Consider the following 23,493-nt stretch of genomic DNA (forward strand, 5'->3'; position numbering starts at 1 on the left):
CGAATGTGTCATTGGCTGATCTCGTCGTCGTCGCAAACCGGCTTCCCGTAGACCGTGTCTCCGAGTCCGGCAACGGCGACGAGGAATGGCGACGGTCGCCGGGAGGCCTCGTCACGGCGTTGGAACCGGTCATGCGCCGCGCCGACGGCGCGTGGGTCGGATGGCCCGGCAAACCCGGCATCGAAGTCGAGCCGTTCGAGTTCGAGGGGGACGCACCTCGTCCCCGTCGCACTGAGCGCGGAGGACGTCGAGGACTACTACGAGGGCTTCTCCAACGACACGATCTGGCCGCTGTACCACGACGTCATCGCCGTGCCGCGCTATCGCCGCGTGTGGTGGGACGCGTACGTGCGCGTCAACCGACGCTTCGCGGAGGCCGCGGCATCCGTCGCCGCCGAAGGCGCCACCGTCTGGGTGCAGGACTACCAGCTGCAGCTCGTCCCGCAGCTGCTGCGCGAAGCGCGCCCCGACCTCACGATCGGCTACTTCCACCACATCCCCTTCCCCGCATACGGGCTGTACTCGCAGCTCCCGTGGCGCAAGCAGGTGCTCGAGGGGCTGCTGGGCGCCGACGTCATCGGCTTCCAGCGGGTGACGGATGCCTCGAACTTCGCCCGTGCCGTCAGGCGCCAGCTGCGCTACGAGACCCGGGCCTCCGGCATCCGCGTGCCGCAGGACGACGGATCGACGCGGCTCGCGCTCGCGAAGGCCTTCCCGATCTCGATAGACGCCTCGTCGTACGCGGAGCTGGCGGCGCGAGCAGACATCCGGGCGCGCGCGGCGGAGATCCGCGAGGGGCTCGGCAACCCCAAGACGGTCTTCCTCGGCGTCGACCGCCTCGACTACACGAAGGGCATCCAGCATCGCCTCAAGGCGTTCGGCGAGCTGCTCGCGGACGGCCGGCTGACGGTCGAGGACGCGACGCTCGTACAGGTGGCCAGCCCGAGCCGCGAGCGCGTCGAGGCCTACATCCAGCTCCGGGACGAGATCGAACTGACCGTGGGGCGGATCAACGGCGACTACGACACCGTGGGCCACACGGCGATCCGCTACCTCCACCAGGCGTACCCGCGTGAGGAGATGGTGGCCTTCTTCCTCGCGGCCGACGTCATGCTCATCACGGCTCTCCGCGACGGCATGAACCTCGTCGCGAAGGAGTACGTCGCCAGTCGCATCGACAACCGCGGCGTGCTGATCCTGAGCGAGTTCGCGGGCGCGGCAGACGAGCTCGGCAGCGCCATCCGGATCAACCCGCACGACATCGGCGGGCTCAAGGACGCGATGATGCGCGCTGTCGAGATGCCTGCCGCCGAGCAGGGCCGTCGCATGCGCGCCCTCCGTCGCAAGGTCACCGAGAACGACATCGCGGCCTGGTCCCGCTCGTTCCTCGCCTCGCTCGACGAGGTGCGCCGCGCGAAGGAAGAGGCGTCGGGATGACGGATGCCTCGGGCGCCGCACTCGACGAGCTCGCGCGCACGCCCGTCCTTCTCACTGCGCTGGACTTCGACGGCACGCTGTCGCCGCTCGAGAACGAGCCGATGGACGCGCGCATGCTGCCGGCGGCGCGGGATGCGGTCGAGGCCCTGGTCGGGACCCCCGAGACCTTCGTCGCCCTCGTCTCCGGACGGAGCCTCAGTGACCTGCGGGTCATCGCCGAGCACGGCGACGACTCGCGCATCTGGCTCGCGGGCTCGCACGGCGCCGAGTTCTGGATCCCCGGCGAGGGCGCCGTCGAACCCGCAGACGACCCCGCCGACGTCGCGCTCCGCGACCGCCTGCGCAGCGAGGCCGAGCAGGCGACGAGCGACCTGGAGGGCGTCTGGATCGAGCCGAAGACCTTCGGCTTCGGGGTGCATACGCGACGATCGGATGCCGAGTCCGCCGACGCCGCGAACCGCCGGGTCGATCGGATCGTCGCCGCCCACGCCCCTCATTGGCGCCGCCGGACAGGGCACAACATCGTCGAGTACTCCTTCCGCCACGAGGGCAAGGACTCGGCGGTGAGGGAGCTGCGGGAGCGCACCGGCGCGACCGCCGTGCTGTTCGCAGGCGACGACGTCACCGACGAGGACGCGCTGCGCAGCCTCGGGCCCCGGGACGTCGGGGTGCACGTCGGAACCGGCCCGACGGCGGCTCGCGCGCTCGTGAAGGACATCCCGGCGATGGCGGCGTTCCTCGCCGAGCTGGCGCGTCGGCGGTCTGCGCCGCGGGAATAGACTGCAGATCATGCCCCAGCCGTCTGCAGAGCACGAGAACGCGATCGACATCAAACCCCGCAGCCGAGTCGTCACGGACGGCATCGAGGCCACGACGTCGCGCGGCATGCTCCGTGCCGTCGGCATGGGCGACGAGGACTGGGACAAGCCCCAGATCGGCATCGCATCGAGCTGGAATGAGATCACGCCGTGCAACCTGAGCCTCGACCGGCTCGCGCAGGGTGCGAAGGAGGGCGTGCACGCGGGCGGCGGCTACCCCCTGCAGTTCGGCACGATCTCGGTCTCCGACGGGATCTCGATGGGCCACGAGGGCATGCACTTCTCGCTCGTGAGCCGCGAGGTCATCGCGGACTCCGTCGAGACGGTCATGATGGCCGAGCGCCTCGACGGCTCGGTGCTCCTCGCGGGGTGCGACAAGTCCATTCCCGGGATGCTCATGGCATCGGCGCGGCTCGACCTGTCGAGCGTCTTCCTCTACGCCGGCTCGATCGCTCCGGGCTGGGTCAAGCTCAGCGACGGCACCGAGAAGGACGTCACGATCATCGACTCCTTCGAGGCGGTGGGCGCCTGCCTCGCCGGCAAGATGAGCGAAGCCGACCTCAAGCGCATCGAGTGCGCCATCGCGCCGGGTGAGGGCGCCTGCGGCGGCATGTACACGGCCAACACGATGGCCTCCGTCGCCGAGGCCCTCGGCCTCTCGCTGCCCGGCTCGGCCGCACCGCCGTCGGCCGACCGCCGCCGCGACTACTTCGCGCACCGCTCGGGTGAGGCGGTCGTGAACCTCCTGAAGCTCGGCATCACGACCCGCGACATCCTCACGAAGGAGTCGTTCGAGAACGCGATCGCCCTCGCGATGGCGCTCGGCGGCTCCACGAACGTCGTCCTCCACCTCCTTGCGATCGCGCGCGAGGCCGACGTCGAGCTCTCGCTCCACGACTTCAACCGCATCGGCGACCGGGTACCCCACGTCGCCGACATGAAGCCGTTCGGCAAGTACGTCATGAACGACGTCGACCGCCACGGCGGCATCCCCGTCATCCTCAAGGCGATGCTCGACGAGGGTCTCATCCACGGCGACGCGCTCACCGTCACGGGCAAGACGATGGCCGAGAACCTCCGCGCCCTCGACCCCGACCCGGTCGACGGCATCGTCATCCACCGCTTCGACGAGCCGATCCACGAGAAGGGCGGCATCACGATCCTGCATGGCACGATCGCGCCCGAGGGGGCGGTCGTGAAGTCCGCCGGCTTCGACAGCGACGTCTTCGAGGGCCCCGCGCGTGTGTTCGAACGCGAGCGCGCTGCGATGGACGCTCTGGAGGCGGGCGAGATCGCTGCCGGCGACGTCGTCGTCATTCGCTACGAGGGCCCCAAGGGCGGTCCCGGCATGCGCGAGATGCTTGCGATCACCGCCGCCATCAAGGGCGCAGGCCTCGGAAAAGATGTACTACTCTTGACGGACGGACGATTCTCAGGCGGCACAACCGGCCTGTGCATCGGCCACATAGCACCCGAAGCGGTGGACGCAGGTCCGATCGCCTTCGTGCGCGATGGTGATCTGATACGGGTCGATATCGCGGCTCGCACTCTCGACCTACTCGTCGACGAGGCAGAGCTGAGCTCCCGCCGTGAGGGCTGGGAGCCCCTTCCTCCGCGCTATACCCGTGGCGTCCTTGCCAAGTACTCCCGTCTCGTGCGCTCCGCTTCCGAGGGCGCCACCACGGGCTGACTCGGCTTCCGACATCCTTTCCGCCGTCGATACGAAGGTCCCATCATGACCGCCGATTCCGTAACGGCCGTGCCCCGGCCGCCAGCCCGCACCGCGTCCGCTCCCTCGCCCGTGCTCACGGGCGCGGAAGCCGTCGTCAAGTCCCTCGAGCTCCTCGGCGTCACCGACGTCTTCGGGCTCCCCGGCGGTGCGATCCTCCCCGTCTACGACCCGCTCATGGACACGTCCGAGATCCGCCACATCCTGGTGCGGCACGAGCAGGGCGCCGGCCACGCGGCCGAGGGCTATGCCGCGGCATCCGGTCGCACAGGCGTCGCGATCGCAACCTCGGGTCCCGGCGCGACCAACCTCGTGACCGCGATCGCCGACGCCTACATGGACTCGGTGCCGATCGTCTGCATCACCGGTCAGGTGTTCTCGAACCTCATGGGGACGGACGCCTTCCAGGAGGCCGACATCGTCGGCATCACGATGCCGATCACCAAGCACTCGTTCCTCGTGAAGGACCCGGCCGAGATCCCCGCCGCGATCGCGGCGGCGTACGAGATCGCCAGCACGGGCCGCCCGGGCCCCGTCCTCGTCGACATCACGAAGGACGCGCAGCAGGCCGAGGCGCCGTTCATCTGGCCCCCCAAGATCGACCTGCCCGGCTACCGTCCCGTCACGAAGGCGCACGGCAAGCAGATCCAGGCCGCGGCGCAGCTGCTCGCCTCCGCCAAGAAGCCCGTGCTCTACGTCGGCGGCGGCGTCATCCGCGCCCACGCATCGGCCGAGCTGCTCACGCTCGCCGAGACGACGAACGCGCCGGTCGTCACGACTCTGATGGCCCGCGGCGCCTTCCCCGACTCGCACCCGCAGCACCTCGGCATGCCGGGCATGCACGGGACCGTCCCGGCGGTGCTCGCGCTCCAGGAGGCGGACCTCCTCGTCGCGCTCGGCGCACGCTTCGACGACCGCGTGACCGGCAAGGCGGCGTTGTTCGCGCCGCACGCCCAGGTCGTGCACGTCGACATCGACCCCGCCGAGATCTCGAAGATCCGCACCGCCGACGTGCCGATCGTGGGAGACCTCAAAGAGGTCCTCGTCGACCTCGAGGGCGCGTTCCGCGGCGTCGCCGGCCCCAAAGCCGACACCGAGGAGTGGTGGTCGTTCCTCGACGGTCTGCGCTCCGAGTTCCCGCTGGGCTACACGCAGCCGTCCGACGGTCTGATGTCGCCGCAGTACGTCATCTCGCGCATCGGCGAGCTCACCGGTCCCGAGGGCGTCTATGCCGCCGGCGTCGGCCAGCACCAGATGTGGTCCGCGCAGTTCATCAAGTACGAGCGCCCCAACTCGTGGCTCAACTCGGGCGGCGCCGGCACGATGGGCTACGCGGTCCCGGCCGCGATGGGAGCCAAGGTCGCCCAGCCCGACCGCCACGTCTGGGCGATCGACGGCGACGGATGCTTCCAGATGACCAATCAGGAACTCGCCACCTGTGCGATCAACAACATCCCGATCAAGGTCGCGATCATCAACAACTCCTCGCTCGGCATGGTGCGCCAGTGGCAGACGCTCTTCTATGACGGCCGCTACTCGCACACGAACCTCAACACGGGTCACGGAACCGTCCGCATCCCGGACTTCGTGAAGCTCGCCGAGGCATACGGATGCCTCGCGATCCGCGTCGAGAAGCAGGAGGACGTGGATGCCGCGATCCAGACCGCCCTCGAGACGAACGACCGCCCCGTCGTCATCGACTTCGTCGTGAGCGCCGACGCGATGGTGTGGCCCATGGTTCCGCAGGGCGTGAGCAACAGCTACGTCCAGTACGCGCGCGACCACGCGCCGGCGTTCGAGCAGGAGGACTGAGGCATGCCGAGTCACGTGCTGAGCCTTCTCGTGGAGGACAAGCCCGGTCTGCTGACCCGCGTCGCGGGGCTCTTCGCCCGCCGCGGCTTCAACATCGAGTCGCTCGCGGTGGGCGTCACCGAGGTCCCCGGGCTCTCCCGCATCACCGTGGTCGTCGACGTGGAGGAGCTGCCGCTCGAGCAGGTCACGAAGCAGCTCAACAAGCTCATCAACGTCATCAAGATCGTGGAGCTCGAGCCCGTGGCATCCGTCCAGCGCGAGCACATGCTCGTGAAGGTGCGGGCCGACAACGCGAGCCGCTCCAACGTGCTGGAGGTCGTCAACCTCTTCCGCGCGCAGGTCGTCGATTACGCACCGGATGCGCTCGTCCTCGAGATCACGGGCGACAAGGGCAAGGTCGAGGCCTTCCTGCGCGCGCTCGAGCCGTTCGGCATCAAGGAGCTCGCCCAGTCCGGGCTGCTCGCGATCGGCCGCGGCGGCAAGAGCATCACAGAGCGCGTCCTGCGCGGGTAGCGGCTCGACAGTCCCCACACCCCCGACCACCCCCGGCTCCTGAACTCGTCGAAGGGCCGAACCACGACCCCTCGACATGCTCGGGGACCGCAGTAAGGAGAAACACGAAGATGGCTGAAATCTTCTACGACGCCGACGCCGACCTCTCGCTCATCCAGGGCAAGAAGGTGGCCATCGTCGGCTACGGCTCGCAGGGCCACGCCCACGCGCAGAACCTGCGCGACTCGGGTGTCGAGGTCGTCATCGCGCTGAAGGAGGGCTCGAAGTCGACCGAGAAGGCGCAGGACGAGGGCTTCGAGGTCAAGTCCGTCGCCGACGCGACCGAGTGGGCGGACCTCATCATGATCCTCGCCCCCGACCAGCACCAGCGCGGCATCTACAACGACTCCATCAAGGACAAGCTGACCGCGGGCAAGACGCTCGCCTTCGCCCACGGCTTCAACATCCGCTTCGGCTACATCCAGGCTCCCGAGGGCGTCGACGTCATCCTCGTGGCACCGAAGGCGCCCGGTCACACGGTCCGCCGCGAGTACGTCGCGGGTCGCGGCATCCCGGACATCATCGCGGTGGAGCAGGATGCCTCGGGCCAGGCGTGGGACGTCGCGAAGTCGTACGCCAAGGCCATCGGCGGCACCCGCGCCGGCGTCATCAAGACGACCTTCACCGAAGAGACCGAGACCGACCTCTTCGGCGAGCAGGCCGTGCTCTGCGGCGGTATGTCGCACCTCGTTCAGTACGGCTTCGAGACCCTCACCGAGGCCGGATACCAGCCCGAGATCGCCTACTTCGAGGTTCTCCACGAGCTGAAGCTCATCGTCGATCTCATGTGGGAGGGCGGAATCGCCAAGCAGCGCTGGTCGATCTCCGACACGGCCGAGTACGGCGACTACGTCTCGGGCCCCCGTGTCATCGACCCGCGCGTCAAGGAGAACATGCAGGGCGTGCTCGCCGACATCCAGTCGGGCGCGTTCGCGCAGCGCTTCATCGCCGACCAGGACAACGGCGCGGTGGAGTTCAAGGAGCTTCGCGAGAAGGAGGCGCAGCACCCGATCGAGGCGGTCGGCAAGGAGCTGCGCGGTCTCTTCGCGTGGAAGCAGCAGGACTCCGACTACATCGAGGGCTCGGCCGCGCGCTGACAGCCCCCGTCTGACCAGCCGGGCACACCCGCACGGCTCTTTCCGGCCGTCGTCCTCCCCATCCGGGAGGGCGGCGGCCGGTTCTTCTTGACGGCACCCGCCGCTCGCCCCCTATGCTCGCGAGGGGGATCGCTCCGATCCGGGGGAGACGGGCAAAGGAGCATTCATGAACGTCGAGCCATGGACCACGATCGGACAGGGCGACGAGGGGCCGGTGGTCACCGGCATCCAGTACCTCCTGCGGGCGCGTGGGTTCACGGTCACCGCAGACGGAGTCTTCGGGCCTCAGACCAAGGCGAAGGTCATCGACCTCCAGACGACGGACGGGCTTCCCGCGGACGGGATCGTCGGGCCGGTCACCTGGCCGAAGCTCGTGATGCAGACCGGGCCGGGCGCCTCCGGCGACGCCGTCCGCGCCGTGCAGCAGTTCGGGCTGCTGCGGTCGCCGGGTGACACGGCTCTCGTCGTCGACGGCGAGTACGGACCGATCACGAAGGAGCACGTCGAGTTCTTCCAGGAGTCGTGGGGGCTGACCCTCGACGGCATCGCGGGGCGCGAGACGTGGTCCTTCCTCAGCACGTCCGTGCCGGGTCCCCGGCCGTGGCCGCTGGTGAAGCAGGGCTCATCGCAGGCCACGAACTGGCGCGTGCTCGCGGCGCAGCATCTTCTGCGCGCTCACGGCGCGACCATCGTCGCCGACGGCGTCTTCGGCCCCGCGAGCGGGGCGGCGGTCACGGCGTATCAGCAGACGCTCCGGGCGACCGAGATCTCGACGACCCTGGGTCAGCTCGACTGGCCGGCGATCATCGTCGAGATCCGGCAGGGCGACGAGGGCGAGGTCGTCAAGGCGCTGCAGACACTCCTCCCGGGTGAGCTGACGGTCGACGGCGACTTCGGGCCGGTGACGGATGCCGCGGTCCGCGAATATCAGCAGATGTTCGCGCCCCCGTCCGACGGCATCGTCGGGCCCATCACTTGGCAGTCGCTGACCCTGCGGATCTTCGACTGACGGGTCATCGGTCTTCGCGCGCGGCGCACGGCTCGGGAAGCTCGAGCGACCCGAAGTACGTCATCTGCTCCGTCTCGGTGAGGCTCCGGCCGGCCATTCGGCAGGCGGCCTCGATCATCGAGGAGATGGAGAAGTCCCACGCGAGAACGCCCGCGCGCGCGTTGGTCACCATGTGCTCGCCGTCCGGGGCCAGCTGCGCGCTCAGAGCGCGGGTGGAGTACGCCTCGATGGGATCGCCGAGCCGAGTCCCCGACGCGACGTCGTAGAGGGCGACAGGCCCCTCGTCGCCGGTCAGGAGGATGGTGTCACCGTCCGCACTGGACTCGAACACGGTCGCGCCCGCGATCGGCTTGGGAAGCACCGCTTTCGGATCGAGCGTCGATGAACTCCGGTGCATCGTCGAGGAGGTCGTGCTGATGACGTCTCCGTCGGCGAGCGCGATCGACCCTTCCGCTCCGTAGAGCCCTCGCTGCAGCTCTTCGCCTGTCTTCAGATCGAACACGGCGCTGATCATGCGGTACTCGTCCTTGTCCCACCACGTCACGAGCGCGCGCATTCCGGGCATCTCGTGAACCTGGACCGCGTAGGTGCCGAGGTCCTTGTCGTAGAAATCCAGCTCGGCACCGACCTGCTCACCGCTCTCCGGATCGAAGGTCAGGATCGAGTCCGCCGCGACGTAGAAGGCGAGCGGTCCGGGTCCGCCGTCGAAGTAGATGCCGTTCTTGGGGATCGTCGCACCCAGCGGCCACGTGCTTCTCCCGTCGGCAGAGGCGAGCTCGAACTCGCCGTCGCCCCAGCGTGCGATCACCCCCCGGTCGACCACGGACATGATCGGAGACGGCTCGCCCACCGCCACGTCACGCTCGATGTCCCAGACCTGCTGGCCGGCGGTATCGGCCGCCAGCGCGGCACTGTCCATCGTGATGACGAGGGTGTCGTCGGCGTACGCGCCGACCGCGGCGCGCCCGCGCGCGACCAGGGTCGAGAGCGGTCCGCTCCCATCGGTGGGGAACCGCACGATGAAGGGCGTGGTCCGCTGGTTGCCGAGGATGAGCGAGCCGTCGGCCAGGAACTCCGCGGTCCAGACCCAGTACGACTGCGCCGAGAACTGTCGTCCGGTGGGCGCCCCGTCGGCGGAGTATTCGACCGCGTTGAGGCCGGCGCACACGAACCCCCCGTCGGTGGGATCCGGGACCAGGATGCCGCATCCCGGGATGTCGGTCGAGGGGCGCTGCCACTCCAGACGACGATCCTCGACGCCGAAGCGGGCTATCCCGTCGCGTCCGAGACCGAGCAGCCCGCCGGTCGCGTCGACCTGCAGGTCGATCGTCGAGACGTCGCCCTCGGTCGCGATCCGGTTCACTCGCGTCCGCGTCGTGGGATCGTACAGATCGATGCCGCGGCCGGTTCCGAGGGCCACCAGACCATCGGGGAGCATGGCTGCACTCTGACGCATGACGCCGGCATACCGAGTGAGATCACCGGCCCGGAGGTCGGTGGTGGCGAACGTCATGGACGGGATGTCGACCCACACCGGCGCGTCCGAGATGACGTTCCGGAGCACGAGCATCTTCCCATCGGGGGAGAAGGCCCCGTGCGATCCCACGGGGAGTGCGAGTTCGATCGTCTCGCCGACCGGGTCGTCAGAGCCGATGTCCACCCGCGTGAGGAAGGTGCGGCAGCATCGGCCCGGGTCGCCCTCGACCCACGCGGGCGTTCCGATGATCGCTGTGCCGCTGTTCCCGTCGAAGAAGATGATCCGGGGATTCGACGTCTGGGCGCTCGGCAGCCGTCCCGCATCGAGGTCACCCACGTGCTCTCCGGTCACGGCGTTCCACACCTCCACGAGCGGCTGCGCGGACTCGGCGCCGGCGGGGTCGCGGATGACGAGCACCTCGTCGGTGCCCGGGATGTGCGCCGTCGAGATGTACTCCTCGTCCGGGAAGACGATCTTCGTCGTGGGGGCGCCGGACGCGGTCAGCGTGCTCAGCAGAGCGGACCTCGCGCGCACGTCCTCGGGGTACTTCTGAGCGAGGGAGGCGGCCACGAGGGCCGCGGCATCCCGATCCGACGCCCTCAGGGAGGCTGCCGTCCCGGCGATCGCCTCTATGCGTGCGTCCTCCTCGGCCTTGACCGCGGCGTCACCGCGGCCGACGGCGATCCCGCCCGCGGCGAGGGCTGCGACGAGGAGTGCCGCTGAGCCGCCGAGGGCCCACCGCAGCCGGCGGTTCTGAACGCGGTCACGACGCGCGCGCTCGGTGATCTCCTGAAGTTCGGTCTCGGCCCGTGCGCGCGACTCGTCGAGGAAGGCGTTCTCGGTCTCGGTGAGGTCGTGGTCCTCCTCCTCGCGCCATTCGAGGGCGGCCTGCAGGCGCGCACCCCGCAGCAGATCGTCGTTCGAGCGCGCACTCGCCTCCCAGGTCTCGGCCGCCGTGACGACGATCCCTCGGATCCGCGCACTCTGGCCCTCCTCGTCGAGCCACCGGTCGAGCCGCGGCCACGCGGTGGCGAGCGCTTCGTGCGCGATCACGACCGAGTCTTCGTCGGCGCTCACGAGCCGCGTCGCGACGAGACGCTCAATGACGTCCCGGCGCCGGACGTCCATCAGGAGGGGCGCAGCCGCCGGCCGCCGACGAACGGCGGCCCCGTGCGGCTCGCGGGCGACCAGGCGGAGCATGAGGTTGCGGCAGACGTCCCGCTCCGAGGGCTCGAGGGATTGGTACACGCGCTCCGCCGACATCGCGATGGCGCCGGCGATACCGCCCGCGCTCGTGTAGCCCGCCACGGTGAGCGTCCGCCCCTCCCTCCGCGCCCACGTCTCGAAGAGCGCGTGCGAGAGGTGGGGAAGCGTCGAGCTGCGGTCGCCGGCGTCGCGGACGATCAGCTCCACGAGGCCGGGCTCGACGCGCAGCCCCGCCCGTGCCGCGGGCTTCTCGACGGCGTCGCGGAGAGCGGCTTCCGAGAGCGGGCCGAGCACATAGGCGCCCCTCCCGATCTCGACGCCGATCGCGGGGAGCGCGGCGGCGCGGTCGAGGAAGTCCGAGCGGATGGTGAGGACGAGGCATCCACCGTTCGCGACCCAGTCGGCGAGCGTCTCGCACATCCACGTCAGCGAATCGCCGTCGCCCCGCATGAACTCCTCGGCCTGGTCGATCGCCACGACGTCGACGGACGGGTCCGAGAGCGTCTCGGCGAGGAGGGACGGCGTCGCGCCGGTCGGGAGGAGAGCGCTGCGGCCGCCCCTGCGGGCGAGCAGAGGCAGCACCGCCGCGCGGAGAAGCGACGACTTGCCCGAGCCCGAAGGGCCGGCGATCGTGACGACGGCTTTGCGTCCGAGCCGGTCGAAGATCGCTTCGGCATCGTCGTCGCGGCCGAAGAACTCCTCAGCGTCCTCCGGGCCGAACGGGCGGAGCCCCGGATACGGGCAGGCTGCGCTCGATCGTTCGTCGAGCACGGGATCCAGTTGCGGGTCGCGGCGAAGCATCCGCTGTTCGAGCTCGCGAAGGCGCGGACCGGGTTCCACGCCCAGCTCGTCGAGGAGACGAGCTCGCGCGGCGCGAAGAGTCGCAAGGGCCTCGGCCTGACGATCGAGCTGATAGTTCGCGAGCGCCACCAGAGCCCAGCGCTCCTCGCGGAGGGGCTCCTCGCGAAGCAGCCGCTCGGCGAGAGGAAGCACCTGACGCGCCTCGCCGATCTTCAGTCGCTGCTCGAGCAGTTCCACCTCGACCGCGGCGCGGATGTCGGCAAGGCGCATCGCCTCGAGGACCCCGGGCTGCCAGTCCGAGAGGTCGGGGTAGGCGGCACCCCGCCACAGCGCGAGCGCTCGGGCGTAGTTGTCGATCGCCCGGTCGGGCTCCCCGTGCAGCGCGTGGCCCCGGGCGCTGGAGACGAGTCGTTCGAAGCGCCCGGCATCGATGGACTCCGGATCGAGCCCGAGCGCGTACTCCGACCCCTTCGTGAGCACGGACTCCCGCCCGAGCCGCGAGCGGATGCGCCCCACCGCTGTCTTGACCTGCTGAGCCCACGTCTGCGGGGGCTCGTCGCCCCAATACGCGCTTGCGAGTTCCGACGGTCCCATCGACTCGCCGTGCCGGACGACGAGGGCACTGAGGATCGCGCGCTCCCGCGGGCTCAGGGGCGGCGTTCCGGTGTCGAGTGGGCCGAGCACCTTGACGGCCATGCATGAAGTGTGGGACCGGCCGGTGGGCACGTCAATGGATGTCGAGGGCCATGGATACCGGATGGATACCGGGCGACCCCCGCACGAGTACCGGCCGGTGCGAACGTCGGATCAGTCGGCACCCCTCGGTGCCCCGGAATGCTCATCCGAACGAGGAGACGAAGAAGTGGACCAGTACACGCTCACGATGTATCGGCTGCAGGAGCATGCCGCCCGCGACCTCGCCCGCGAGCTCGAGACCCGTCGGCGGATGGCCGAGCGGTCGAGCGCGGCCGACCCGTCAGTACCCGGCACGCGTGCCGCCGTCACCGTGTGGACGAGGCTCTTCCACCACGCAGCGGTGCGGTCGCGGCCGGTCTGAGGGCGCGGTCGAGGCATCCGCACCCGTGCGCTCTCGCCGCGGATCGATGGACGTCAGCGGCGCGGCGAGGGGCACACGGGTGTCTGCTCGGTCTCGCCGAAGTACGTGCGCCACTCGGTGGCCGTGAAGTCACGGCCGACCATGCGGCACACGGCATCCACCATGCGATCGGGGTCGAGGTCCCACAGCAGGATGCCGTCGGCCAGATCGGTCACCATCCGCTCGCCGCTCGGACTGAGATACGCACCGGGGCCGTAATACGGCTCGACCGCGACGGTGCTTCCCAGGCTGGTGAGCGTCTCGGCGTCGTAGAGCGCGACGCCGCCGCTCCCGGTCAGCAGCAGGGTCTTCCCGTCGTCGCTCAGCTCGAACTCCGCCCCCGCGGCGATCGGCTTGGGGGCCGTCCTGAGCGGTTCCAGTAGTGGCGAGCTGAGCCGCAGGCCGTTCGCGCTCGTGCTGACGATCTGTCCGTTGTTGAGGGGGATGGATGCCGTGTCCCCCTGCAGACCCCGGACGATCTCCTCGCCGGTCGTCAGGTCGTAGACGCCGGTGATGGTCTGCGACTCGTGCTTGTCGCGCCACGTGACGAGGGCACGGTTCTGCCCAGGGATCTCGTTGATGGAGAGCGCGTTGAAGGCGCTCACGAGGTCCTTCTCGGCGAAGTCCAGGAGGACTCCGGAGGAGCGCCCCGACACGGGGTCGAAGGGTGCGATCCAGTCATCGTAGATGACGAAGGAGAGCGGCCCCGGCCCGCCCGACACGGGGAACGTGAGATCGACCGTCGTGATCGGCTCTCCCTCGATCTCCCACGTCCGGGATGCCGGGATGTCCGAGAGAAACGGTGTGACGGCGCCGGTGCCCCAGCGTGCGACGACGTCACGCGCCACGACGTCGACGGCGAGCGCGCTCGGCCCCACGCTCCTGTCCGATTCGACGTCCCAGAGGGTCTCAATCTGCTCCCTGACCTGACCTGGCTCATATGGGACTGCTGTGACGATCGTGTCCTCATCCGCGAACCCTCCGATCGCCACCTTCCCGTCGGCGATGCGGCTCGTGATCGGACCTGTCCCGTCCAGAGGGAATCGCTGCACGAACGGCCCCGGACGGTCGCTTACGAGAACGAGCGCTCCGTCGTCGGCGACCTCCGCCGTCTGCAGCGATGCACCGTAGGCGTCGAACCGGCGCCCCGTCGGGAGACCGTCCGCGAGCCGGCCCTCCCACGGCTGCACGGCCAGGCAGATGAACGTGTCGCCCTCCGGAACCGGCACGATCGACTCGCAGCCGTCGGCGTCTTCACGAACCCAGAGCGCGGACCCATCAGCGGGATCCAGCCGCGCGATCCCTCCGATGCCGGAGGTCAGCAGCATTCCCGCGTCGTCGCGCGCGAAGCTCCACTGGAACACTTCCCCCGGCACTTCGAAGGTCCGCACCACCTCCTGCGTACCGGCGTCGTAAATGTCCACGCCCCGCTGACGCGCCGCGGCGATGGTGCCGTCGGAGAGCGCCTCCACGGCGCCGAGGCGGTCTTCGTCGGGCGGGCGTTGCGGTGACACCGGCGACTCCGACGTCACGTCGAGAGTCTCGAGGTCGAGCCAGATCGGATGCCGCGCCCGCACGTTGCCGAGAGCCACCGTCATCCCGTCCTCACCGAACGCCGCCTCCGATGCCGGCACCCAGCGGATCTCCTGGGGCGGACCTCTGAGCTCGCCCGATCGCAGGTCGACGACGGACACGGCCGTCGCACAGCAGGACCCCTGCATGCCGGAGATCCAGGTGGGGGGTGAGGACGACGGCGCTGCGCCCGGAGCGGTCGATGTGGACGGTGCCCGACCGCGGCGTCGGGTTGTCGGGCAGCTCCGCCGGCAGCGACCGCACCAGCTTCCCGGTCTGCAGATCCCATACCTCCGCCCGGGCCGGCCCGTCCCCGGGGTCGTCGATCACGGCCAGAGACTGCGACGTGCCCGGGATGACGGCGGCCGCGATCCGGTCGTCCGCGGCGAAGGCGATCTTCGTCGTCGGGCTGTCGGGCGCCGAGAGGACCGTGAACAGTGCGGCGCGAGCGCGCGGATCGTCGGGGAACCGCTCATGGAGCTCGGCGGCCAGCAGCGCCGCGAGGTCGCGGTCGGAGGAGACCAGGGCGGCCGCGCTCGCGGCCACGGCCTCGATGCGCGCATCGTCCTCCGCCGCGCGGGCGTCGTTTCCACGCACGATGGCGATCCCGCCGGAGACGAGCGCGATGCAGAGGAGCCCGGCCGCGCCGCCGAGTGCGAATCGCAGTCGCCGGTTCTGCAGCCGGTCGGCGGCGGCGCGCTGCTCCAGCGCCCGCCTCTCGCCGTCCGCCTGGGCGGCGGAGTCGTCGAGGTAGGCCCGTTCCACGAGCGTGAGGTCGGGTTTCGAGGTGCTGCGCCAATCGAGGGTCGCCTGCAGGCGTGCGCCGTGCAGGAGCTCGTCGTCGGGCCGCCCCGCCGCGTCCCACGCGAGGGCATCGGCCTCCAGCCGGCGAAGCAGTCGCACCCCTTCCGCATCGTCGTCCAGCCAGCGGTCGAGCCGGGGCCAGGCGGAGGCGACGGCCTCGTGGGCGATCATGATGCTGACGTCGTCGATCGCGAGAAGCCGCGTCCCGATGAGCTGCTCGACGACCCGCGTGCGCGCGGCATCCTCGAGCAGAGCCTTCGTAGGGACGCGCCGACGGCTCGTCGTGCCGTCCGGACTGCGGTCCACCAGGCGCAAGAGCACCGCACGGCATACCGTCTGATCAGGTGGCGACAGGGCCTGGAAGCACTCCTCGGCGGCCTGCGCGATGGACCCCGTGATGCCGCCGGACGCCTCGTAGCCGTCGACGGTGAGCGTCGCGCCGACACGACGGGCCCACGTCTCCACGAGGGCGTGCGACAGGTGGGGGAGGACCGCGGCACGATCTCCGGCGTCGCGGAGCAGCACCTCCACGAGCCCCGTCTCCAGCCGGAGCCCCGCACGGCGCGCGGGCTCCTCGATGGCCTCGCGCAGAGCCTCGGTCGACAGAGCCCCCATCACGAGGACGTCGCGTCCGATGGCAGCGCCGATGCGCGGCAGGGTGCTCGCGGCATCCAGGCTGTCGGACCGGATCGTGAGCACGACCGCGCCTCCGGATTCGAGGTAGTCACCGAGGGACGTCTCGAAGCCGCCCATGCCGTCGCCGGGCAGGTGAACGGCCTCCTCGAACTGATCGATCGCGACGACGTCGACCGGTGCCCCGCCGAAGACGGCCGCGCGGAGGGTTGCGAGTCCCGCCTCGTCGGGGTGGATCACGCGCGTCGACGTGCCGCGGCGGGCAAGACCTGCGACGACCCCGGCGCGCAGCACCGAAGACTTGCCGGAGCCCGACGGACCCGTGATCGTCGCCACTGCGCCGGGACGGACGCGCTCGAGGATCGTCGCGACCTCGGCCGACCTTCCGAAGAAGTTCTCGGCATCCCCGGCGTCGAACGCGCGAAGCCCGACATACGGGCACGGCGCGTCGGTGGCGTCGCCGCGATTCGGCGCCGCGAGGCTCGGATCCTGGCGGAGGATCGCCGTCTCGAGCGCCTGCAGCCGTGCGCCGGGGTCGATGCCGAGCTCGGCATCCAGCTCCTGGCGCGCCCGGCGAATTGCGGTCAGCGCATCGGCCTGGCGGTTGCTCTGATAGAGCGCCGTCGCGAGGATCGCCCAGCGGTCCTCGCGGAGCGGCTCCGCTGTCGCCAACCGCTCGGCATCCTGCACGACCGCGCGAGCGTCACCCGCCGCGAGGCGCATCTCGAGCAGCTCCTCCTCGACGCTGATGCGGATCTGCTCGAGACGCGCGCCCGCGGCCATGCCGGGCGGCCATTGCGCCACATCGGCGAACGCGCGGCCGCGCCACAGTGCCAGGGCATGACGGTACGCGTCCACCGCCTGATCCGGCTCCCCGCGAACGGAGTGCTCGCGGGCCTCGGCGACGAGCGCCTCGAAGCGGACGGCGTCGATCGACGACGGCTCGCCGGCGAAGACGTACCCGCCGACGACGGTCTGTATCGCCTCGCGGCCGAGCTTCGCGCGGATCTCGGCGATCGAGGTCTTGATCTGCTGCCGCCATGTCGCGGGAGGGCGCTCGCCCCACGCGGCGTCGGCGAGCTCGTCGGGCTCGACGGGGAGGCCCCGGCGCACGACCAGGGAGGCGAGAATCGCGCGTTCCCGCCGCGGGAGTGGACCGGCGTCGACTTCGAGCGGGCCGAGCACATCGACGGCCATGAAGGCAGTGTGATCCCGGCGCCGCGCGGCGTCAATGCGCGCCGCCCGCGACAGTACCGGCACAGTACCGCCGCCGGACGAGGGCAGTACCCCGCCGCGGGAACCTCGAGCCATGAACAGCACACGCAACAACCGCAAGGTTCTCGCGGCGACCCTTCTGGTCGCCCTCGTCGGCTCGCTCGCCGCCTGCAACACGGCCGAGCGCACCGAGACCGTCAACCCCGTCGCGCACGGCGCGGGCGAACTGGCCGCTTACCTCCAGATCGAGGAGCAGATCCGGCTCGCTCGCACGTCGACCCACCGCGTGTCGGCGACGCAGGTCATCCTCGACGACATCGCGACCGAACGGGAGCGCCTCCGGCCGTCGTCGGCCACCCAAACCATCCAGGAAGACATCGCGAAGGAGCGCGACCGCCTGGCGGAGGAGCGCAGCGCCGCATGACGCCGGGGATCGCTCAGCCGGCGAGGAAGGGCTCCATCCGGAAGTCATCGCCGTCGAGGATCGTGACGGTCGACTCCGGCACCTCGATGAAGGCTCCGGGGAGGTCGCTCAGCGGCTCCGACACGACGACGCGGCCCTTCGCCCCGAGGCGATTGAGCCTCTCGAGGTCGGGGTACATCTCGCGCAGAGTCGCCACGTCGACCGAATGGAAGAGGGTGCGCGAGCGGTGGGCGGTCGAGTACCGGAACGCCCAGAGCGTCCGGCCGTCGCTGACGGCGAACGTGCCCTGCACGGGATCCGGGATGCCGAGCTCCGCACCGACCTCTTCGACCCGTCGTACCGCCCGGCCGAGGCCCCTCACGGGATCCTGCTCGAGGCCGTGCGTGATCGCGAGATGGAAGAGGACCTCCGAGTCGGTCGTGCCGCGGACCAGCGGGAAGAGCTCGGGGTCGATCTCCAGCATGAGGTCGCGCCGCATGCGGGCGAAGTGCGCGAGCCCGCCGTTGTGCATGAAGAGCCAGCGTCCGTGGCGGAAGGGGTGGCAGTTCGTCTGCTGGATCGGCGGCCCGGCCGCCGCGCGGACATGGGCGAAGAAGAGCGGGCTCTCGACGGCCCCCGCGATCTCGCGCAGGTTCTCGTCGTGCCACGCCGGCTCGATGCTGTGGAAGGTCGCGGGCGGCGCGTCGGGCGCAGCATCCTTCGGGTACCACCCGAATCCGAAGCCGTCGCCGTTCACGGTCTCGAACCCGAGCGGCGAATCGAGGGCCTGGGCGACGAGCGAATGTCGGGTCTCGAGGATCAGCTTCGACGGCTGGATGGCCTCACCCGCGTACGCCAGCCAACGACACATACGACACCCCCTGCCGGCGCCGGCGTCGGCGCCTCTGGTGCCGAGGGTAGCGGTGCGGCCGGACGGCGGGGCGACGCGCCGCGGCTACGCTGGATCGCGTGACTGCCGGACGCGACGACGACGCCCTCACGTGGGACGGTGACGACGACCCCACGCTCGACGTCGGGGCCACGCGGGACGACGAGATCGAGACGGATGCCGCGTCCTCATTGCCGGTGACCGGAACCTCTCTGCCCGCCGGGTACCGCGCGGTGGGGAAGGGGAGCGAGAGCCTGGCACCTGCGGCGGGGGAGCGCGACGAGGCGACGAGCGTCATAACCAGCGATGACATGGATGCCGAGCCCCGCGCGATGGGCAATGCGGCGCTCATCGGCATCGGGATCTTCGCCGGCGTCTATCTGCTGCTCACGCTCGGCTGGCTCCTCGGCGCCGCCCGACTGCAGCTCGTCGCGCAGCTGTTCCTCGAGCCGATCGCCTTCCAGATCACGCTGTGGCTCGCTGTCCTCGCGCTACCCCTGTGGTTTGCGACGGTGTTCTGGCTGACGAGGGGCGGCCGCGCCTGGCTGCGGTTCACCCTCCTCGCGGCCGGCGCGGTCCTCCTCATTCCGTGGCCCTTCGTCCTGGCGGGAGCGTTCCTGTGAGCACTGTGGAGTCCACGCGCCGACCGATCCTTCCGGTCTGGCTCATCGCGACGATCGCCGGGGTCTTCCTCCTGCTCTACGCCTATGTCGTCTGGTCGGCGGTGGCGTTCCTCGTCCAGCAGGCGAGCGGCGTCGAGGGTCTGAGCGGCTACGGCTGGTTCGTGCTGCTGCTTCCGATCGTCTTCCCGCTCGTCGTGTTCGCGGCGGCTTTCGCGATCGGATGGCGACGCAATGCCGGCCAGTTCGCGCTGGTCCTGCTCACGGGCCTCGGCCTGGTCGCCGCCTTCTGGCTCAACATCTTCGCCTACGCCGCGGCTTCCACCGCGCTCTACGGCGGCTGAGGCGGCCGACGTCACACGGTCGGTGGCTCTCGTGCGGTCACGGTAGGCTGACACAGCCGGCCCCGACGACGTGCGGCGCGGCATCCCCACCGCCTCTGCCGTCGTGCACCCGCTCCGAAGGTCTTCCGCTGTGTCCAAGCCCGTCGTCCTGATCGCCGAAGAACTCTCACCCGCCACGATCGACGCCCTCGGCCCCGACTTCGACGTGCGCAACGTCGACGGAACCGATCGTCCCGCCCTGCTCGCCGCTCTCGCGGACGCGCACGCCGTGCTCATCCGCTCGGCGACGAAGATCGACGCCGAGGCCATCGCGGCCGCTCCGGCGCTGAAGGTCGTCGCTCGCGCCGGAGTCGGCCTCGACAACGTCGACATCAAGTCGGCCACGTCGGCGGGCGTCATGGTCGTGAACGCCCCGACGTCGAACATCATCTCGGCCGCGGAGCTCACGGTCGGCCACATCCTGAGCCTCGCGCGACACATCCCCGCCGCTCACGCCTCGCTCGCGGCCGGCCAGTGGAAGCGCAGCTCGTTCACCGGCACAGAGCTCTTCGAGAAGACCGTCGGAATCTTCGGCCTCGGCCGCATCGGCGCTCTCGTCGCCGAGCGTCTCAAGGCCTTCGGCGTGCGTGTCGTCGGCTACGACCCCTACGTCACCCCGACGCGCGCGCAGCAGCTCGGCATCGAGCTCCTGTCTTTCGACGACGTGCTCGCGCAGAGCGACTTCGTCACCGTGCACATGCCGAAGACCCCCGAGACGACCGGCATGATCGGCGAGGCGCAGCTCAAGCTGATGAAGCCGACCGCCTACGTCGTGAACGTCGCCCGCGGCGGGCTCATCGACGAGGAGGCGCTCTTCTCGGCCCTCACGACCGGCGAGATCGCCGGTGCGGGCCTCGACGTCTTCACCAGTGAGCCGCCGAAGCCCGACACCGCCGCCGCGCGGCTCGCGGGCCTTCCCAACGTCGTCGTCACGCCGCACCTCGGGGCCAGCACCGACGAGGCGCAGGAGAAGGCGGGCGTCTCGGTCGCACGGTCGGTCAAGCTCGCGCTCGAGGGCGACCTCGTGCCCGACGCCGTCAACGTGGCGGGCGGTGTCATCGACCCGTTCGTTCGTCCCGGCATCGCGCTCGTCGAGATGCTCGGCCAGTTCTTCACCGGGTTGGCGCATTCGGCGCTCACGAGCCTCGACATCGAGGTGCGCGGCGAGCTCGCGGCCTACGACGTCAGCGTCTACCGGCTCGCGGCGCTCAAGGGCATCTTCACGAACATCGTGAGCGAGAACGTCTCGTACGTGAACGCACCTCTGTTCGCCGAGCAGCGCGGCATCGAGACGCGACTCATCGTCGAGGCCGAGAGCCCGCTCTACCGCAACATCACGATCCTCCGCGGGACGCTCGCCGACGGCTCGACCCTCGAGGTCGAGGGCACGCTCGCCGGCACCCGCATGGTGCCGAAGGTCGTCGGCATCAACGGCTACGAGATCGAGGTGCCGTTCGAGCGCCACCACATCGTCATGCGGTACGCCGACCGCCCCGGCATCGTCGCGATCTACGGCAAGGAGCTCGGCGACGCCGACATCAACATCGCCGGTCTGCAGGTCGCGCACCCAGACTCGAGCGGCCGGGCCCTCTCGGTGCTGACGGTCGACTCGCCGGTGCCCGACGAGATCCTCGACGAGATGCGCAAGGCGACGGGCGCCGACCTCTTCCGGCAGATCGAGATCGCCGAGGTCTGACGCGTCGGACGGTTGGATGCCTCGGCCGAGGCATCCAACCGGTCACCGTCCTGCAGCTCACCCACGCCGTGTCTCAGCCGCGCGCGGCGCGCTCGACGAGGTCGACGAGCGCGTCCATCGCGCTGCCGCGGGGGACCGGCCCGGGGATCGCGCCGCCCGACAGGGCGTTGTTGAAGTAGAGCCCGTCGCTCACGAGCATCACGAGATCCAGGGCGGTCTCGTCCTTCGTCCTCGTCGCGCAGCGCGTCGGCCCAGAGGTCGCGGATGCCACGGAGCGCCTCGGCTGCGGCGGGGCTGCCGCCCTGGGCGAGACGTGAAACGGCGAGCACCGCGCGATCCAGCGGGTCGTTCTCCATCGCCGACGACCGCAGGAAGTAGGCGATCGGCCCCTCTGGCGCAGCGGCCATCGCCGCGACATCCGCGTCGACCAGCTCGTGAAGCCGTGCGACCACGGCCTCCTCGAGAGCCTCCTTGGTGCCGAAGTGGTACAGCAGGCCGCCCTTGGAAACCCCGGCGGCCTTGGCGGTGGCATCCATCGTGGCCGCGCGCTCACCCTCTTCGACGAGGATCCGCTCGAAGGCATCGAGCACCTTCTCGCGGGCCAGGGGAGGGCGACTCATGGGCTCGATCGTATCGACACCGCCGCCTGACGCCTGATACTATACCGGCTGGACGGTATACAAATGATGACTCTCACGCAGGAACTCCGCATCGCCGACGAGCGAGCCGAGGGCGTCGGCTGGCGCGGCTGGGCGGCGCTCGTCGTTCTCATGCTGCCCGTGCTGCTGGTCTCGGTCGACAACACGGTGCTGAGCTTCGCACTCCCGCAGATCGCGCTCGACCTGGAACCGTCCGGCACGGAGCAGCTGTGGATCATCGACGCGTACCCGCTCGTGCTCGCGAGCCTGCTCGTCACGATGGGCACGCTCGGCGACCGCTTCGGACGTCGACGAATGCTGCTCATCGGCGCGACCGGCTTCGCCCTGGTCTCGGGACTCGCCGCCTTCGCCCCGACCGCCGCGTGGCTCATCGCCGCGCGCGCCGCGATGGGCGTCTTCGGCGCGATGCTCATGCCCTCGACGCTGTCACTGCTGCGCAGCATCTTCACGGACCGCGATCAGCGCCGCCTGGCGATCGCCATCTGGGCGTCGATGTTCTCTGCGGGCTCCGCCCTCGGGCCGATCGTCGGCGGGTTCCTTCTCGCTCACTTCGCGTGGGGCTCGGTCTTCCTGATGGCCGTGCCCGTCCTCGTGCCGCTTCTCGTCCTCGCGCCGATCCTCGTTCCCGAGAGCCGCGACCCCAGGCCCGGACGCATCGATCCGGTGAGCATCGCGCTGTCGCTGGGCACCATGGTGCCCATCGTCTACGGCATCAAGGAGGTCGCCGTCCACGGGATCAGCCCGACGGTCGTCGTGCTCTTCCTCGTCGGCGTCGGCTTCGGCATCCTGTTCGTCCGTCGACAGCTGCGGGCCGAGACGCCGATGCTCGACATGCGGCTCTTCCGCCGTGCGACCTTCACGGGAGCGCTGCTCGTCAACCTCCTCAGCGTGGTCGCGCTCGTCGGCTTCCTGTTCTTCGTCGCGCAGCATCTGCAGCTCATCGTCGGCCTGTCGCCGATGGAGGCGGGCTTCGCCCTCGTGCCGGGGCTCGCCGCCATGATCGTCGCGGGACTCGTCGTGGTGCCGATCTCGAAGCGCTTCTCGCCCCGCGTGGTGGTGCCCGGCGCCCTCTTGCTGTCGATCGGCGGATACGTGACGATCGCCCTCGTCGCAGGCAGCGACTCCCTGGTCGCCATCGTCGCGGCCTTCGTCGCGCTCGGCATCGGCATTGGCATGGCCGAGACCGTCTCGAACGAGCTCATCCTCTCGAGCGCGCCGCCCGAGAAGGCCGGTGCCGCCAGTGCGGTGTCCGAGACGGCGTACGAACTCGGCGCCGTCCTCGGCACCGCCGTACTCGGCGGCCTGCTCACCGCCCTGTACCGGACGGGACTCGTCCTTCCGCCGGAGCTCAGTGCCGATGCCGCCGACGCCGCGCGCGAGACCCTCGCCGGGGCCATGCACACGGCGGACACACTGGGCGGCTCCGTCGGTCAGGCGGTTCGGGATGCCGCGTCCCACGCGTTCGATGCGGGCGTCACCGTGACGGCGCTGATCGGGGCCGCGCTCGTGGCCGTGGCCGCGATCGTCGCGGCCACTACTCTGGAGAGGTCCCGCACCGCGCCACCGGAGCACTGATCCGCAGGAG

The 23,493-nt window shown here is 70.1% G+C and carries 17 protein-coding genes and 2 pseudogenes; 13 read left to right on the forward strand and 6 right to left on the reverse strand.

Features of this window, described 5'->3' with window-relative positions; genetic code table 11:
* Positions 1–5: 5 nt before the first annotated feature.
* The 7 genes and pseudogenes from G5T42_RS13630 (at position 6) to G5T42_RS13660 (ending at position 8,454) form a co-directional block, all read left to right on the forward strand.
* Positions 6–1,437 (forward strand): annotated as a pseudogene (locus G5T42_RS13630) (trehalose-6-phosphate synthase).
* A complete protein-coding gene (gene otsB, locus G5T42_RS13635) occupies positions 1,434–2,216 on the forward strand; it encodes a trehalose-phosphatase (RefSeq protein ID WP_165129306.1) in 783 nt (260 codons plus the stop codon). Before G5T42_RS13630 ends, otsB begins: the two are co-directional and overlap by 4 nt.
* Positions 2,217–2,226: 10 nt before the next feature.
* On the forward strand, positions 2,227–3,945 hold the full coding sequence (ilvD, locus tag G5T42_RS13640) for a dihydroxy-acid dehydratase (RefSeq protein WP_165129308.1): 1,719 nt from the start codon (positions 2,227–2,229) through the stop codon (positions 3,943–3,945).
* A 45-nt stretch (positions 3,946–3,990) separates the two neighbouring features.
* The gene (locus tag G5T42_RS13645; RefSeq protein ID WP_165129310.1) at positions 3,991–5,796 is read left to right on the forward strand and encodes an acetolactate synthase large subunit; all 1,806 of its coding nucleotides are present in this window, start codon (positions 3,991–3,993) and stop codon (positions 5,794–5,796) included.
* 3 nt (positions 5,797–5,799) lie between these two features.
* On the forward strand, positions 5,800–6,309 hold the full coding sequence (ilvN, locus tag G5T42_RS13650; protein ID WP_165129312.1) for an acetolactate synthase small subunit: 510 nt from the start codon (positions 5,800–5,802) through the stop codon (positions 6,307–6,309).
* Between the two features lie 110 nt (positions 6,310–6,419).
* Complete coding sequence (gene ilvC / locus G5T42_RS13655; RefSeq protein WP_165129314.1) at positions 6,420–7,445, forward strand: ketol-acid reductoisomerase; 1,026 nt, start codon at positions 6,420–6,422, stop codon at positions 7,443–7,445.
* A 166-nt stretch (positions 7,446–7,611) separates the two neighbouring features.
* Positions 7,612–8,454: a peptidoglycan-binding protein gene (locus tag G5T42_RS13660; protein WP_165129316.1), complete on the forward strand. Its 843-nt coding sequence runs from the start codon at positions 7,612–7,614 to the stop codon at positions 8,452–8,454.
* A 4-nt stretch (positions 8,455–8,458) separates the two neighbouring features.
* On the opposite strand, the gene G5T42_RS13665 is transcribed toward G5T42_RS13660, so the two are convergent.
* Positions 8,459–12,634: a BTAD domain-containing putative transcriptional regulator gene (locus tag G5T42_RS13665; RefSeq protein WP_165129318.1), complete on the reverse strand. Its 4,176-nt coding sequence runs from the start codon at positions 12,632–12,634 to the stop codon at positions 8,459–8,461.
* A 166-nt stretch (positions 12,635–12,800) separates the two neighbouring features.
* Here G5T42_RS13665 and G5T42_RS13670 point away from each other — a divergent pair, with 166 nt between their 5' ends.
* On the forward strand, positions 12,801–12,995 hold the full coding sequence (locus tag G5T42_RS13670) for a hypothetical protein (protein ID WP_165129320.1): 195 nt from the start codon (positions 12,801–12,803) through the stop codon (positions 12,993–12,995).
* A gap of 53 nt (positions 12,996–13,048) precedes the next feature.
* Here G5T42_RS13670 and G5T42_RS13675 read toward each other — a convergent pair whose 3' ends face one another.
* Positions 13,049–14,728 carry a hypothetical protein gene (locus tag G5T42_RS13675; protein WP_165129322.1) on the reverse strand — a complete coding sequence of 560 codons (1,680 nt, stop codon included), beginning with the start codon at positions 14,726–14,728 and terminating at the stop codon, positions 13,049–13,051.
* Positions 14,640–17,240: a BTAD domain-containing putative transcriptional regulator gene (locus G5T42_RS13680; protein WP_165129324.1), complete on the reverse strand. Its 2,601-nt coding sequence runs from the start codon at positions 17,238–17,240 to the stop codon at positions 14,640–14,642. Before G5T42_RS13680 ends, G5T42_RS13675 begins: the two co-directional genes overlap by 89 nt.
* 112 nt (positions 17,241–17,352) lie before the next feature.
* Here G5T42_RS13680 and G5T42_RS13685 point away from each other — a divergent pair, with 112 nt between their 5' ends.
* Positions 17,353–17,682, forward strand: a complete 330-nt coding sequence (locus tag G5T42_RS13685) for a hypothetical protein (protein WP_165129326.1) — start codon at positions 17,353–17,355, stop codon at positions 17,680–17,682.
* A 13-nt stretch (positions 17,683–17,695) separates the two neighbouring features.
* Here G5T42_RS13685 and G5T42_RS13690 read toward each other — a convergent pair whose 3' ends face one another.
* Entirely contained in the window at positions 17,696–18,532 is an 837-nt protein-coding gene (locus G5T42_RS13690) for a class II glutamine amidotransferase (protein WP_165129328.1), read from the reverse strand.
* 98 nt (positions 18,533–18,630) lie between these two features.
* Here G5T42_RS13690 and G5T42_RS13695 point away from each other — a divergent pair, with 98 nt between their 5' ends.
* From G5T42_RS13695 to serA, 3 genes are all read left to right on the forward strand, one after another.
* Complete coding sequence (locus G5T42_RS13695; RefSeq protein ID WP_165129330.1) at positions 18,631–19,173, forward strand: DNA polymerase III subunit gamma/tau; 543 nt, start codon at positions 18,631–18,633, stop codon at positions 19,171–19,173.
* The gene (locus G5T42_RS13700; protein ID WP_241245832.1) at positions 19,170–19,514 is read left to right on the forward strand and encodes a bacitracin resistance protein; all 345 of its coding nucleotides are present in this window, start codon (positions 19,170–19,172) and stop codon (positions 19,512–19,514) included. Before G5T42_RS13695 ends, G5T42_RS13700 begins: the two co-directional genes overlap by 4 nt.
* Positions 19,515–19,644: 130 nt before the next feature.
* Complete coding sequence (serA, locus tag G5T42_RS13705) at positions 19,645–21,249, forward strand: phosphoglycerate dehydrogenase (protein ID WP_165129332.1); 1,605 nt, start codon at positions 19,645–19,647, stop codon at positions 21,247–21,249.
* A 73-nt stretch (positions 21,250–21,322) separates the two neighbouring features.
* On the opposite strand, the gene G5T42_RS17780 is transcribed toward serA, so the two are convergent.
* Both G5T42_RS17780 and G5T42_RS18025 read right to left on the reverse strand, forming a co-directional pair.
* The gene (locus G5T42_RS17780; protein WP_241246094.1) at positions 21,323–21,520 is read right to left on the reverse strand and encodes a hypothetical protein; all 198 of its coding nucleotides are present in this window, start codon (positions 21,518–21,520) and stop codon (positions 21,323–21,325) included.
* 238 nt (positions 21,521–21,758) lie between these two features.
* Positions 21,759–21,869 (reverse strand): annotated as a pseudogene (locus G5T42_RS18025) (TetR/AcrR family transcriptional regulator); the annotation flags it as partial.
* A gap of 63 nt (positions 21,870–21,932) precedes the next feature.
* Here G5T42_RS18025 and G5T42_RS13715 point away from each other — a divergent pair.
* A complete protein-coding gene (locus G5T42_RS13715; RefSeq protein ID WP_206535644.1) occupies positions 21,933–23,483 on the forward strand; it encodes an MFS transporter in 1,551 nt (516 codons plus the stop codon).
* Positions 23,484–23,493 lie beyond the last annotated feature (10 nt).

It is taken from the genome of Microbacterium sp. 4R-513 (assembly GCF_011046485.1).
GTDB lineage: Bacteria > Actinomycetota > Actinomycetes > Actinomycetales > Microbacteriaceae > Microbacterium.